This window comes from Akkermansia sp. BCRC 18949 (assembly GCF_045011645.1).
GTDB classification, from domain to species: domain Bacteria; phylum Verrucomicrobiota; class Verrucomicrobiia; order Verrucomicrobiales; family Akkermansiaceae; genus Akkermansia; species Akkermansia massiliensis.
In genome coordinates, this window is the sequence record NZ_CP123619.1 from 140,911 (window position 1) to 153,876 (window position 12,966).

The 12,966-nt window shown below is 56.9% G+C and carries 15 protein-coding genes; 7 read left to right on the forward strand and 8 right to left on the reverse strand.

From position 1 onward, the window contains the following. Window positions 1-5: 5 nt before the first annotated feature. The 6 genes from truB to P8A25_RS00600 all read left to right on the forward strand — a co-directional run bounded on the left by truB (window position 6) and on the right by P8A25_RS00600 (window position 4,628). Window positions 6-722 carry a tRNA pseudouridine(55) synthase TruB gene (truB, locus tag P8A25_RS00575; RefSeq protein WP_250715470.1) on the forward strand — a complete coding sequence of 239 codons (717 nt, stop codon included), beginning with the start codon at window positions 6-8 and terminating at the stop codon, window positions 720-722. 4 nt (window positions 723-726) lie between these two features. Then, on the forward strand, window positions 727-1,662 hold the full coding sequence (ribF, locus tag P8A25_RS00580; RefSeq protein ID WP_215442847.1) for a riboflavin biosynthesis protein RibF: 936 nt from the start codon (window positions 727-729) through the stop codon (window positions 1,660-1,662). Between the two features lie 73 nt (window positions 1,663-1,735). Next, window positions 1,736-2,074 (forward strand): aspartate 1-decarboxylase, encoded by a 339-nt coding sequence (locus P8A25_RS00585; protein WP_067569353.1) that lies wholly within the window; start codon window positions 1,736-1,738, stop codon window positions 2,072-2,074. Window positions 2,075-2,115: 41 nt separating this feature from the next. After that, window positions 2,116-2,595, forward strand: coding sequence for a preprotein translocase subunit SecG (secG, locus tag P8A25_RS00590; protein ID WP_022396394.1), 480 nt, complete (start codon window positions 2,116-2,118; stop codon window positions 2,593-2,595). 165 nt (window positions 2,596-2,760) lie between these two features. After that, a complete protein-coding gene (locus tag P8A25_RS00595) occupies window positions 2,761-3,402 on the forward strand; it encodes a type II secretion system protein (RefSeq protein WP_022396393.1) in 642 nt (213 codons plus the stop codon). A gap of 158 nt (window positions 3,403-3,560) precedes the next feature. Beyond that, window positions 3,561-4,628: a 3-deoxy-7-phosphoheptulonate synthase gene (locus P8A25_RS00600; RefSeq protein WP_215442845.1), complete on the forward strand. Its 1,068-nt coding sequence runs from the start codon at window positions 3,561-3,563 to the stop codon at window positions 4,626-4,628. Window positions 4,629-4,768: 140 nt separating this feature from the next. On the opposite strand, the gene P8A25_RS00605 is transcribed toward P8A25_RS00600, so the two are convergent. The 7 genes from P8A25_RS00605 to guaB form a co-directional block, all read right to left on the reverse strand. Beyond that, complete coding sequence (locus tag P8A25_RS00605) at window positions 4,769-5,251, reverse strand: hypothetical protein (RefSeq protein ID WP_102727931.1); 483 nt, start codon at window positions 5,249-5,251, stop codon at window positions 4,769-4,771. A 235-nt stretch (window positions 5,252-5,486) separates the two neighbouring features. Next, entirely contained in the window at window positions 5,487-6,473 is a 987-nt protein-coding gene (locus tag P8A25_RS00610; protein WP_215442843.1) for an AEC family transporter, read from the reverse strand. A gap of 55 nt (window positions 6,474-6,528) precedes the next feature. Next, a complete protein-coding gene (locus tag P8A25_RS00615) occupies window positions 6,529-7,176 on the reverse strand; it encodes an HAD hydrolase-like protein (protein WP_215442841.1) in 648 nt (215 codons plus the stop codon). Next, window positions 7,173-7,775, reverse strand: coding sequence for a sugar O-acetyltransferase (locus P8A25_RS00620; protein ID WP_215442839.1), 603 nt, complete (start codon window positions 7,773-7,775; stop codon window positions 7,173-7,175). Before P8A25_RS00620 ends, P8A25_RS00615 begins: the two co-directional genes overlap by 4 nt. A gap of 69 nt (window positions 7,776-7,844) precedes the next feature. Beyond that, window positions 7,845-8,651 (reverse strand): methyltransferase domain-containing protein, encoded by an 807-nt coding sequence (locus tag P8A25_RS00625; RefSeq protein ID WP_215442834.1) that lies wholly within the window; start codon window positions 8,649-8,651, stop codon window positions 7,845-7,847. Window positions 8,652-8,923: 272 nt separating this feature from the next. Continuing rightward, complete coding sequence (gene guaA / locus P8A25_RS00630) at window positions 8,924-10,447, reverse strand: glutamine-hydrolyzing GMP synthase (RefSeq protein WP_215442832.1); 1,524 nt, start codon at window positions 10,445-10,447, stop codon at window positions 8,924-8,926. 12 nt (window positions 10,448-10,459) lie between these two features. Beyond that, window positions 10,460-11,911, reverse strand: coding sequence for an IMP dehydrogenase (guaB, locus tag P8A25_RS00635; RefSeq protein ID WP_102729822.1), 1,452 nt, complete (start codon window positions 11,909-11,911; stop codon window positions 10,460-10,462). Window positions 11,912-12,103: 192 nt separating this feature from the next. On the opposite strand from guaB, the gene P8A25_RS00640 reads away from it, so the two are divergent. Next, window positions 12,104-12,598, forward strand: coding sequence for a low molecular weight protein-tyrosine-phosphatase (locus P8A25_RS00640; protein ID WP_102729823.1), 495 nt, complete (start codon window positions 12,104-12,106; stop codon window positions 12,596-12,598). 73 nt (window positions 12,599-12,671) lie between these two features. On the opposite strand, the gene P8A25_RS00645 is transcribed toward P8A25_RS00640, so the two are convergent. Further along, a complete protein-coding gene (locus tag P8A25_RS00645) occupies window positions 12,672-12,965 on the reverse strand; it encodes a hypothetical protein (RefSeq protein WP_215442830.1) in 294 nt (97 codons plus the stop codon). Window position 12,966: the final 1 nt, after the last annotated feature.

Sequence of the window (12,966 nt, forward strand, 5' to 3'; positions counted from 1 at the left end):
ATTCCATGCAAGCTCCCTCGGGCGTCCTGTTGATTGACAAGGCGCAGGACATGACCTCCCACGACGTGGTGGCGATTGCGCGCCGCTCCCTGGGGATTAAGAAGATCGGCCACTGCGGCACGCTGGACCCCATGGCTACGGGGCTGCTGATGCTGGTGGTGGGAAAGGCGACCAAGCTTCAGGACAAGCTGATGTGCGAACACAAGGAATACGCCGGAACCCTGACGCTGGGAGTGGAAACCTCTTCCCAGGACGCCATGGGGGAAGTGGTGGCGGAGTATTCCGTGGACGGCGTGACGGAACAGGCCGTGCGCGAGGCGTTTGACCGGTTTGACGGCGCTTTTGAGCAGATTCCCCCGATGGTTTCCGCCATTAAAAAGGACGGCGTCCCGCTGTACAAGCTGGCTCGCAAGGGGCAGGAAGTTGTGAGGGAGCCGCGGCCCGTGGAGGTGTTCGGCCATCAAATTTCCCGCGTGGCCGTTCCGGAAGTGGACTTTACCGTTCAATGCTCCAAGGGTTTTTACGTGCGTTCCTATGCGTATGACATCGGGAAGGCGCTGGGCTGCGGAGCGCATTTGAGCGCCCTCCGGCGCACCAGGTCCGGCTCTTTTACGCTGGAGCGCGCCGTTACGGTGGATACCCTGAAAACCGCCCCCAGGGAGGAGCTGTTCCGGGCCATGCTTTCCCTGGAGGAGCTGGCGGACATTCTGATTGCCAGGTAGCAGCATGGTCATTTACCGGGAGTTCAAGGAACTGAAGGGTGTTTCTTCCCCCGTGCACTGGGCCATGGGGATGTTTGACGGGCTGCACCTGGGGCATGCCGGAGTGATTGCCGCAGCGGTGGAAGGCGCGGCCCGTGACGGAGGCATTGCCGCCGTGCTGACGTTCCGCACTCATCCGCTGGCCCGTGTCCGCCCGGAAAGCGTGCCGCCTGCCATTATGGCGGTGGATGCGGAAAAGTTCGCCCTGATGGAAGAGCTGGGGGTGAAGATGGTGCTGACGCTGGAATTTTCCTCCCGGCTGGCTTCCATGAGCCCGGAGGAATTCATCAGGGAGCTCTGCGCTTCCTGCCGCGTGGCGGAGATTGCCGTGGGGGAAGACTGGCACTTTGGCCGAGGCCGCGCGGGCGATGTGGAAACCCTGCGCCTTTTGTCCGGCCGCTACGGGTTCCGGGTGACGGCCGTTCCGCCCATCCTGCGGGACGGGGAGCGCGTGAGCAGCACCCGGATTCGCGAAGCCGTGCGTGCGGCGGATTTTTTACAGGCGGCCGGCATGCTGGGCCGTCCCTACCGCTGGAGGGGCCCGGTGATTCATGGACGCCAATTGGGACGCCTGCTGGACTACCCCACGGCCAATATGAAGCCCGGCTGCGGGTTGCAGCCTCCTCATGGCGTTTACGCCGTACGCGCCCGGGTGAACGGGGCGGAATATGGGGGCGTCGCCAACCTGGGGGTGCGTCCCACGGTGGAGGGGGATGCGGGGGAACTGTTGCTGGAAACGCATTTATTCGGCCAGCCGGGGGACATTTACGGGCAGGAAATGGAAGTGGAGCCGGTCCGGTTCCTGAGGCCGGAGGCCAAATTCCCCTCTTTGGAAGAACTGAAAAACCAGCTTGCCCGGGACGCCGCCCATGCCGCTGAAGTGTTGAAACGGGGTGAGTAAGACACAGAAAACCGTAAAATGGAGGATGACGGCTTGACCGAAAGAGCGATCGGGGGTTTGTTGTTCGGACGTCATGTTGGTTGAGCAGTTAAAATCAAAAATCCATCGCGCCATGATTACCCGTGGCGATGTTCAATATGAAGGCAGTATTGAAATTCCTGCCGATTTGATGGCCGCTGTGGACCTGTGGCCCGGAGAAAAGGTCCTCGTGGCGTCCGTCACGTCCGGAAACCGTCTGGAAACGTATGCCCTGCAGGGGCCTGCCGGTACGGGGAACATCATCATGAACGGCGGCGCGGCCCATTTGATCAAGACGGGCGAACGGGTGGTTATCATGAGCTTTGCCCTGTCGGACAAGCCCATCGTTCCCAAGAAAATCGTTTGCAACGAGCATAACGAAATCATTTCCTAGACTTTACAAACCATCTGAATTCACACATACTCCCCGCGTTCATGAACCTTTTTTTAGCAAATTCACTTAATATCAGCATTCAGTTACTCTTTGCCGTTCTGGTGATTGTGTCACTTCTCCTCCTGGGCGTGGTGCTTATGCAGAGACCCAAGCAGGAAGGGCTGGGAGCCGCTTTCGGCGCCGCCATCACGGACCAGGCCTTCGGCGCGCGGACTACGGATGTGCTGAAAAAAGCTACGGTGTACTTCGGCTCCGCCTTCATGATTCTTTGCCTGGTGCTGGGCATGCTGATCAACCGCCAGCACGTCAAGAGCTCGGAAAGCCTGCTGAGCCCGGAAATGATGAAGGCCGCCGCCAAGCAGGAAGCCTCCGTTCCCGCCAAGACGCCGGAAGAACTCCAGCAGGAGGAGCTGCGCAGGCGCGCCGCTGAGGCGGAAGCCGCTTCTTCACAGGCTCCGGCTCCCGCTGTGCCGGAAGCTCCCGCTCCTGTCTCTCCGGAAGCTCCCGCTCCCGCTAATTAAAAGAATGTTCTTTTTAAACGCCCCGGCCGTCCTCCGACAGCCGGGGCGTTTGCATGCCGGGGCCATGCGCCGCATGTTTGCCGCTCCGGAAACGCGCTTTGAAATTGGCGGTTCCGGTTGTTTTCCGCTTGCCCTGAACCGTAATTGCGCTACTCTTGGCAAAGTATGAAGGCACCTTTTTTGAACCGTAAATCCAAGGGATTCACGTTGATTGAATTGCTTGTGGTGATCGCCATTATCCTGACGCTGGCCGGCATTGCCATGACGGTGGTGAACGGCGTGATGGAAAAATCACGGGTTACCACGGCGCGGAGCGATTGCAACGGTTTGCAGACAGCCGTTGAGAACTACATGCTGGACAACGGCCGCGTTCCCGTAGCCTGGAGCGGACGGGAAATGGCCAAGCAGGCCCGCAAGGACGGACAGTATTACATGACGACCGCCGTGGATGACGACAGCCGCATCATGAGCATCCTGACCAACTACATGGACCGCGGGGATGAAGATAGGAAGCTGAATCCCAAGAAAACGGCCTATTTCAACACCACGACCACGGATGTGGAAGGTTCTCCCGGCCTGTTCTTTGAAAGCCGCGGCCGCGTGGGCCTGATGGACCCGTGGGAATCCCCCTACCACATCATTTTGAATGCCAATCCCGACGACCGCACCCCCCGCGTCCAGGTCGGTTCCCGCATGGTGACCAAGAACGTGGCCGTTTACAGCGTCGGCAAGGACAAGCAGGGCAGCACGGAGGATGGCCACATCAACAATCCGGAAATGACGGAAGACAACGTGACTTCCTGGTAACGCATTCCGGGACCGCCTGTTGAGAGGCGGGACCGATTTATTTTGCGGGGCTTCCGGCTTATGGCCGCGAGGCCCCGCGATATATTCAGGCATATTGCCTCCAAACCGTATTTTTTTCTTTTCAACCACTCTCAAAAACCCCTCAATAAGTCCCAGACATGAACTGGTTCAAAACAGACGACGTACGCATTCAAGACATCGAGCCCCTGATTTCCCCCGCCATCCTGATCAAGGATTATCCGGCGACCACGGAAATCGCTAAAATGGTGGCTACGACCCGCAAGAATGCGGAGAACATCATTTCCGGCCACGACGACCGCCTGCTGGTGGTAGTGGGGCCGTGCTCCATCCATGATCCCCAGGCCGCAGTGGACTATGCCTCCCGCCTGAAGGAGCAGATGGCGCGCTTTGAGAAGGATCTGGTGATCATCATGCGCGTGTATTTTGAAAAACCCCGCACCACGGTGGGCTGGAAGGGCCTCATCAATGACCCGTTCATGAACCATACCTTTGACATCAACCGCGGCCTCCACATGGCCCGCGGGCTGTTGCTGCGCCTGGGTGACATGGGGATTCCCGCCGCCACGGAGTTCCTGGACACCATCACCCCGCAATATATCGCGGACCTGATTACGTGGGGAGCCATTGGCGCGCGCACCACGGAAAGCCAGGTGCACCGTGAACTGGCCTCCGGGCTTTCCATGCCCGTGGGATTCAAGAACGGCACCAGCGGCAGCCTCCAGATTGCCGTGGACGCCATCATTTCCTCCTCCTGCCCGCACTGCTTCCTTTCCGTGACCAAGCAGGGCGTTTCCGCCATCGTTTCCACCACGGGCAACAAATCCTGCCACCTGATTCTGCGCGGTTCCTCCCTGGGCCCGAATTTCGATGACGAACATGTGAAGGAAGCAGCGGAAGCCTTGCAGAAGGCCGGCATCAACAACCGCATTATGGTGGACTGCTCCCACGGCAACAGCTGCAAGGATTACCGCAAACAGCCGGCGGTGGCCGCCAGCATCGCGGAACAGATTTCCGACGGATCCGACCAGGTGGTGGCCGTGATGATTGAGAGCAACATCGTGGAAGGGGCCCAGCCGCTGAGCTCCGACCTGGTGTACGGCAAGAGCATCACGGACCAGTGCATCAGCTGGGACACCACGGTGGAAGTGCTGGAAAACCTTGCCGCCGCCGTCCGCAAGCGCCGTGCCAAACGGCAGGAAGCGTAAGTCTTCCGGGGTTAGCGGAAGACATTCCTAGGGATTAAGGACCAGGGGGTACGCCTTGGGTGATTGTACCCGGAAGCCGTAGTTCCAATCCTTTATATCCGGTTACTTTTCATTGGCCCTTCGGCGTTTTTGCCGGAGGGTCAATGGTCGTCTCCCCACAGGTAGGAATGGCGTTCGGAGATTGTTTTGCCGTGGTTGTCCTTCAGGACGAGCTTCCATGCGAGAATCTCCCCTTTTGTTTTGGCTTCATCCCCGATGAATTCAAAAACGGAATTTTGCGTGCCTCCCTTTCTCCCGGCAGGGTAGGAAATGGATTTTGTCAGGACGGCTGAACCTGTTTTTCCCTGTCGGTACATCATGACCAGGGTGGCCGCCTGTTCCGGGTTCGCATCATTCCAGGTGACGAAGTAGTATTGGCCCAGACGCTGGAGGCGCTGTTGCTGGGAGACGGCGCCGTGCAGCAGGTAAGTAGCCTGGGAGCGGTGCATGCCTACATCTTCTGCAGGAACCACCGTGGTTTTCAAGGGAACCTCCCGCACATGTTCAATCCGGGAAACTTGCTCCGCACAGGAAAACAGGACCGGCAGTACGGCGGCAGTGCAAAGGGGAGCAGGAAACTTCATGGAGCCCATTCAATACACATCCGCCGGGGGAGTCAACACAAAGGTGGGAAAGCTTCAGCATGGAAATGTGGTGGGGCCCAGAAAGAATAAAGGCGTTCCAGGACTGGAATGGTTCTGCTGATGGAGTATCCAACAAGGGAACCGCATCCATGAACGGGAAAGGTTCCGGAAGCACGGAGCTGGCCCGTTTGACTGCCCCGTGTCCCAGCCGGGCGATGACGCTGCCGCGCCGCCTTTAATACAACGGTACGACCAGTGAGGAACCCAGAGCCAGCCAGCAGGGCAGAGTAAGGAAGGAAGCCACGGTAGTGGTCAGCAGGATTTGGGTGCCCAGGTCGGGATGGCCGCCGAAGCGTTTGGCCAGAATGACCGGGATGACGGCGGAGGGAATCGCCGCCTGGATGATGATGACGCGCTTGATATAGTCGTCCACCGGCAGGAAATAGGCCATCAGGAGCAGCAGAGCCGGAGCCAGTCCCAGGCGCGTCAGCAGCCCGCAGATGATGGGTTTGGGCTCCCACTTCATGTTGTGCCACAGGTCTCTCATGGAACAGCCGAACAGGATCAGGCACAGGGGCGTGGCGCAGTTGCCGATCATTTCAAAGGTTTTCATGAGAGGCGGCTGGGCTACATAGGTTCCCAGGCCGGACCAGGCGAGCGCCAGGCCCACGATGACCGCCAGCAGGGGACCGCGGAAGAAGACGCCCATGTTCAGGTTGCCCGGACCGCCTGCGATGATGATGACGCCGATGCTCCATACGACCAGTTCACACCCCACGTTGTGGACGAAAAGGACACCCAGCGTGGGGTCATTGCTGGCCGTGAACAGCATCTGGATAATGGGAATGACGAAAAAGGCGTAGTTCTGCACCCCCGCCGTCAGGGTGAAGGTGCGCAGGCCCGTGCCGATGCGCATGCTCAGCATTTTGGCGACCAGCCATGCGGACGCGATGCCCAGCAGAAGTTCCAGCGCTCCGGCTCCAATAGCCTGGAGGGAAAAGGAAACGCTGCTGAGCGTTTCATTCCCGGAGAGCACCATGTACTTCATGATGCTGTGGAAGACGAGGCAGGGATAGGCCACATCCATCGCGATGCGCATGATGGGCGCGTCATGGTCCGCCTGGATGACCTGCTTGTGGCGCAGATAGAAACCCGTGGCGAAGAAAAGATAAACGGGAATGGTGGAGAGGAAGGAAGTGAGGATGATGGAACCGGTGTCCATGGCGGCAGGATTGCAGGGCGCGATTGATTAAGGCAAATGAAAAAAGCGGAACAGGTTATGTGTTTTCCCGCGTCCGGAGCAGGAAATGCGACAGGTCCCTGATGCTGAAAAATACATTTGAAGGGTTGGCTTCTTCCAGGCCGCGGATGTCCGCGGTAGTTCCCCAGGCGGCGGACAGGCAGGTCACGCCCGCTTTTCTGCAGGCGGTTACATCCGATACCGCATCCCCGACGTAATAAAATTCATCCTTTGCCAAGTGGCAGTCATGCAGCAGTTCCCCAATGGCTTCCGCCTTGTTCGGCCTGTCTTCCGCACCGGTCTTGACAGAGCAGAACAGATCCTGCATGCCGAATTGTTCAAGCGTGATGCGGCAGCTCTTTTCTCCTTTTCCGGTAATCAGGGCAACCAATATTCCCTCCTTTTTCAAGGTGTTGATCAATTCGCGAATGCCTTCATACGGTTCCGGGCATTCCTCATGCATCTTTTCATAAACCGGGTAAAAATCATGAAGGGCTTCCTGCCATTTTTCCCCGGCGACCATTTTGATCATTCCTACTTCATTCAGGCCGAAGGTCTGCGTAATTTCCCGTTCGCTCAGCGTACGGCCCGCGTAGGGGGAAACTGCTTTTTCAAACGCCCGGATGCACATGGGGACCGTCTCCCCTATCGTCCCGTCCAGGTCAAAAGCGATCAGTTTAATCATTGTTCGCGATTCCCGTTGATTTTACGGATAACCCTGCAGGGGTTTCCCGCTGCCAGGCTGTCGGGGGGAATGTTTTTGGTGACCACGCTTCCGGCGCCGATGACGCTGCCTTTTCCGATCGTGATTCCCGGCAGGATGATGACGCCGCCGCCAATCCAGCAGCCGTCTTCTATCGTCACCGGAAGGGCGAAGGTATGGCGAATGTATTCCATGCCCTCCGCCGTTTCCACGGGAGTGAGGCGCTCATTCAGCTCAATGGGGTGCGTAGCGGTGTAAATCTGCACATTGGGAGCGATGAGCACATTGCTGCCGATGGTGATCCTGTTGCAGTCCACGAACGTGCAGCCCGTATTGACGGTGACGTTGTTCCCGATGTGGATGTTGCGCCCGTAGTCGCAGGTGAAGGAATGACCGATGGATACTTTGGCGCCGATGCTGCCCAGCATTTCCTTCAACACCTGGTGCTTTTCCTCCTTATGGTCGTAAGGCAGGGAATTGTACTTCATCAGGAGCCGGTGGGTCTTGCTCTTGAATTCCAGAAACACCGGGTCATGGCAGTCATACCATTCGCCCGCCATGCATTTTTCCAGTTCAGTCATTGTCTTTTTCCCTTTGTTGTTGATTATGGACTGTGGCAGCCATTCTGCCGAGCGATCGTGAATGAATGCTCATTTTGCAGGGTATGCAGATGCTTTCAAGCTAAATGACATGGGATACTTGTCCCTGTTGCAGCTATACGCATATAGCCCTTTCTTTGAAGAAGAAGCCTGCATATTTCCAGAATCATAAAAGTTTTCAGCATGTTCATTAAAATATTCAATGTGCAGACCGGCCCTCGTCAATGAATTAATAATATCCGAAACCGTATGCATCCAGAAATAGGATTTTACGCCATCTTTCGGTTCACAGGCGTATCCGCCGATGGAACTATCCACAGAGGGAATTTTACTGAAATAGGGGTATTTAATCTCGAAAACTTCCTTGTCCAGTTTGCTCTCATCAAAGGAAAGAAAAAATGGGTGTGAATCAAATACATACAAATAGCCGTTATCCTTTAAAAGGCTGCGAATGGTATTCGCCCATACATTCAAATCGGGAAGCCATCCCAATACTCCCTCCGAGGTAAAGACAATATCGTATTTTTCACCATGAACTTTTGATAAAGTCATGATGTCGGCTTCAATGAATTTTACGTTTTTAAAATTAAGATCGCCGGCAAGTTTATTTGCAAAAAATATGTTGTCAGGAACTAAATCTACCCCGACCACGCTTTTAGCTGTTTTGGCAAGTATCAATGTATCTGCACCGGTATTACACTGTAAATGGATTATTTCCTTGCCTGATATGTCACCCAGTTCTTCCTGTATATAATGGTTCAAGTGAAGATCATCATCACTTAGTAAAGCTTTAAAGTGATGATAATGCTCTTCTGATATTTTACCCCAAGCCTGCTTGTTAGATTCAATTTCAATCATGCAATATTGCCTTCTTGTTATTATAAATACCTTTTTTACTCCTCCATCGCAGGAAGTGATATACGATGCTATTCTGCAAATTACCAGCAGGGAGCAGCGGTGCACCGCCCCTTGCCATTGGCAAGGAACGGTGTCTGCGCTTTGTGGCAAACAAAAGGTTAAGGATAAACTAAACTTTAACCTCGCTGGGTTTATCCTCTCGCCATGCAATAGAGATCGAAAGACCTGTATTCATGGGACTTTACAGCCTCCCTTTTAGGAGCGGTATAGTATTACTCCCACTCAATGGAGGCCGGGGGCTTGGTGGAAATATCGTAAAGGACGCGGTTGATGCCCTTCACTTCATTGAGGATGCGGTTGCTGGTTTCACGCAGCAGGGCCGGGGGCAGTTCTACCCAGTCCGCCGTCATGGCGTCTTCCGACACGATGGCGCGCAGGTTGGTGGCCCATTCATAGGAACGTTCATCTCCCTTCACGCCCACCGTTTTCACCGGGATGAGGCCGGCGTAGGCCTGCCAGACCTTTTCATACCAGCCGTATTTCTTCAGGTTGCCGATGAAGATGGCGTCACACTCCCGGATGATGTCCAGGCGGTCCCTGGTGACTACGCCGGGACAGCGCACGGCCAGGCCGGGGCCGGGGAAGGGGTGGCGCCACAGGATGTCGTGCGGGATGCCCATGGAGGCGCCCAGTTCGCGCACCTCGTCCTTGAACAATTCCGCCAGGGGTTCCAGCACCTTCCCCTGCGCCTGGAGTTCCAGCACGCGCTCCACGCGGTTGTGGTGTGTCTTGATGACGGAGGCCTTGGACTTGGCGTTGGAGGCGCTTTCAATCACGTCCGGATAAAGGGTGCCCTGGGCAAGCATTTCCGCGTCTCCCACAGCGTCCCAGAATACGTCGATGAACAGGCCGCCGATGATGCGGCGCTTCTTTTCCGGGTCGCCTTCCCCGGCCAGGGCCGACAGGAAGCGTTCGGAAGCGTCCACCGTTTCAATTTCCACGTTCATGCGGGCGAAATTGGCGCGTACCTCATCGGCCTCATTCTTGCGAAGCAGACCGTTGTCCACGAAAATGGCGCGCATGTTCACGCCTGCCTCATGCAGCAGGACGGCCAGCACGGTGCTGTCCACGCCGCCGGAGACGCCGCAGACCACCTGCTTGTTGCCCACGCGTTCCCGGATTTCCCGGATGAGCTGCCTTTTGAAGTCGCCGATATCGAATTTCTTGAGGTTGGCGGCGCAGGAGAGGAAGTTGCGCAGGATGGTGCGCCCTTCATGGGAATGGGTCACTTCCGGATGGAACTGGATGCCGAAAGTTGCTTCTCCCCACTGGAGGGAGACGGGGACGCCTTCCGCGTTGCGGGCGATGACCCGGCAGCCTTCCGCCAGGTGGTCCACCGTATCCGAATGGCTCATCCATACCTGGGAGGAGGGAGACATGTCCCGGTACAGGCCCGTGCAGGCTTCCGGAAGCAGGGCGGCGGGGCCGTATTCCCGCTTGTTGCTGGCCTTCACGGAACCGCCGTGCTTGATGTTCAGCAGCTGCATGCCGTAGCACACGCCCAGGACGGGGACGTTCAGGCTTTTGAGCCATTCAAAGTCAATATCCGGGGCGTCTGCGTCCGTGGTGCTTTTAGGGCCGCCGGAAAGGATGACGGCGCCGGGTTCGTGAATCTGGTCCAGGTCTTCCAGCGCGTACAGTTTGGCCATGTAGCCCAGTTCGCGCACGCGGCGCACAATGAGCTGGGTGTATTGGGAGCCGAAGTCAATGACGGCTACGAGGTGCTTGTCGTCCATGTGAGAGAGGGTTTAACAGGAATAGTTGATGGGTTCTTCCGTGATGGTGATGTCGTGGGGATGGCTTTCCTTCAGGCCGCCGGAGGTGATTTGGACGAACCGGGCCTTGTCCCGGAGTTCCGTCAGGCTGTGTGCGCCCAGGTAGCCCATGCCGGAACGCAGGCCGCCCATGAGTTGGAAAACCACGTCCGCCAGCATTCCCTTGTACGGGACGCGCGCTTCCACGCCTTCCGCAACGAGCTTGCCGGAGCTGTTCTGCCCGTAGCGGTCGCCGGAGCCGCGGCGCATCGCGCCCAGGGAACCCATGCCGCGGTACTGCTTGAAGTGGCGGCCCTGATAGTGGACCACCTTGCCGGGGCTTTCTTCCGTGCCGGCCAGCAGGCCGCCCAGCATCACCAGGTCAGCGCCGGCGGCCAGGGCTTTCACGATGTCCCCGGAATAGCGGATGCCGCCGTCTGCAATGACGGTGACGCCCGCGGGACGCGCTACGGAGGCTACCTCCTGAATGGCGGTGAACTGAGGCATCCCCACGCCGGAAATGACGCGGGTGGTGCAGATGGAGCCGGGGCCCACGCCCACCTTGATGGCCTGCACGCCCGCCTTGATGAGGTCGGAGGCTCCTTCCGCCGTCACCACGTTGCCGGCCACGATGGGGCGGTCCGTCAGCTTGCGGAGGTTGGAAACCACGTCCATGACGCGGGTGGTGTGGCCGGTGGCAGCGTCAATGAACAGGGCGTCCGCTCCGGCGGAAACCAGCGCCTTGGCGCGGTCCAGGTAATCAGGGCCCACGCCCACGGCGGCGCCGCAGCGCAGGTGGCCGTGCTCGTCCTTGGAAGCGTCTGCAAACATGGCGCGCTTCTGGATGTCCGTTTCCGTGATGAGGCCGGCCAGCACGCCGTTTTCATCCACCAGGGGAAGCTTTTCAATGCGGTGGGTGTAAAGAATGTGGCGCGCTTCCTCAATGGTGGTGGTGGGAGCCGCCGTAATCAGGCGGGAAAGGGGGGTCATTACGTCCTTGACCCGGATGTTCTGGTAATCGTCCACGCCGCGCATGTCGCGTCCGGTGACGATGCCTTCCAGCCTGCGGTTGGCGTCCACCACGGGGAAGCCGGAGTAACCCTGGTCCATCATGATCTGATGGACTTCTTCCAGCGTCATGTCCTTGTTCACCGTGACGGGGTTCGGGATGACCGCGTTTTCAAAACGCTTCACGCGGGAAACCATGGCCGCCTGGATGTCGATGGGATTATTGCGGTGAATGACGGCCAGGCCGCCTTCCCGTGCCAGGGCAATCGCCAGTTCCGATTCGGAAACGGTATCCATGGCTGCGGACAGCACGGGGATTTTCATGTCAAAACCGGGAACAAGCTGGGAACTGATGTCCGCATCACCGGGAAGAATCGCGCTCAGGCGGGGCAGCAGGAGCACGTCATCAAAACTTAATCCAAGAGGGAGATCTGCCATGCGATAATCTACAGCCAGACACCCTCTGACGCAAGCCGAAACACAGGGGAAATTCATTTTGGGACGGTCCGGCGGCGTTCTGCGCTTTGCTCCCTGCGTTGTCCCGGCGTGTGTCTGTTTTCCGTACAGGAAACTCTTCCCTCTTGATCCGGGAAAACGTCTTGCCTATCCTGAAAAAAAGAATTGTCCCTCATGAATGCTTCCGAACCCTACCGAGTCCTGTTTGTCTGCCTGGGCAACATCTGCCGTTCTCCCGCGGCGGAAATCATTTTTAAGAAGATGGTGAAGGAACAAGGTTTGGAAAACCTGATTGAAAGCGATTCCGCCGGAATGATCGGCTACCACCGGGGCTGCCCTCCGGATGCCCGGATGGTCCAGGCCCTGGAAAAATACGGTTATCAGAATCCGGGAGTCAAATCACGCCCCGTGCGGAAGGATGATCTGGAGCAGTTCGACCTGGTTGTGGGAATGGACCGGGAGAATCTGCGGGATTTGAAACAGCTGGATAAAAACGGGCAATGGGAAGGCAAGATCGTGCCGATGTGCTTTTTCACCACCCGTTTTCTGGATGAGGAAGTGCCGGATCCCTACTATGGAGGGCAGGAAGGTTTTGAGCACGTAGTAGAGCTTCTGGAAGACGGTTGTTTCCATTTGCTGAAAGAATTGGAAAAGAGGCTGAACGTATAAAAAGCGGCAGTCATGCCGGAGTGGCCTGTCCGTTTGACCTGGCAGCCTTTTCCAGGGCACAGGAAGGGATGGTTCATGCCGGTTCGTTCGGACTCCGTTGATTGTCAACGGAAATTTGATAGGTGATTTGCCTTGGGGCTACCGTAAATCTCTTTTTGCCAAAAAATCCATCAAGTAGGAATGGATAGTCTCCGGTGGCTAATATTCCGGAAAAAGAGAAAAGACGACCATGGTACGGCAACGAATGGAATTGGCGCAGAAGCTGCCATTTTTTTGTTCCGGCTGAAAATGCAAGATGGATGTCCAATCCATATTTCAAGAATAAAATAATGTATGACAAATAAAAACTTCTAAGGGATTGCTTCATG

Bases quoted from the DNA above. Each gene is read 5' to 3' on its own strand.
- truB (WP_250715470.1), top strand. From the start codon at position 6: ATGCAAGCTCCCTCGGGCGTCCTGTTGATTGACAAGGCGCAGGACATG.
- ribF (WP_215442847.1), top strand. From the start codon at position 727: ATGGTCATTTACCGGGAGTTCAAGGAACTGAAGGGTGTTTCTTCCCCC.
- P8A25_RS00585 (WP_067569353.1), top strand. From the start codon at position 1,736: ATGTTGGTTGAGCAGTTAAAATCAAAAATCCATCGCGCCATGATTACC.
- secG (WP_022396394.1), top strand. From the start codon at position 2,116: ATGAACCTTTTTTTAGCAAATTCACTTAATATCAGCATTCAGTTACTC.
- P8A25_RS00595 (WP_022396393.1), top strand. From the start codon at position 2,761: ATGAAGGCACCTTTTTTGAACCGTAAATCCAAGGGATTCACGTTGATT.
- P8A25_RS00600 (WP_215442845.1), top strand. From the start codon at position 3,561: ATGAACTGGTTCAAAACAGACGACGTACGCATTCAAGACATCGAGCCC.
- P8A25_RS00605 (WP_102727931.1), bottom strand. From the start codon at position 5,251: ATGAAGTTTCCTGCTCCCCTTTGCACTGCCGCCGTACTGCCGGTCCTG.
- P8A25_RS00610 (WP_215442843.1), bottom strand. From the start codon at position 6,473: ATGGACACCGGTTCCATCATCCTCACTTCCTTCCTCTCCACCATTCCC.
- P8A25_RS00615 (WP_215442841.1), bottom strand. From the start codon at position 7,176: ATGATTAAACTGATCGCTTTTGACCTGGACGGGACGATAGGGGAGACG.
- P8A25_RS00620 (WP_215442839.1), bottom strand. From the start codon at position 7,775: ATGACTGAACTGGAAAAATGCATGGCGGGCGAATGGTATGACTGCCAT.
- P8A25_RS00625 (WP_215442834.1), bottom strand. From the start codon at position 8,651: ATGATTGAAATTGAATCTAACAAGCAGGCTTGGGGTAAAATATCAGAA.
- guaA (WP_215442832.1), bottom strand. From the start codon at position 10,447: ATGGACGACAAGCACCTCGTAGCCGTCATTGACTTCGGCTCCCAATAC.
- guaB (WP_102729822.1), bottom strand. From the start codon at position 11,911: ATGGCAGATCTCCCTCTTGGATTAAGTTTTGATGACGTGCTCCTGCTG.
- P8A25_RS00640 (WP_102729823.1), top strand. From the start codon at position 12,104: ATGAATGCTTCCGAACCCTACCGAGTCCTGTTTGTCTGCCTGGGCAAC.
- P8A25_RS00645 (WP_215442830.1), bottom strand. From the start codon at position 12,965: ATGAAGCAATCCCTTAGAAGTTTTTATTTGTCATACATTATTTTATTC.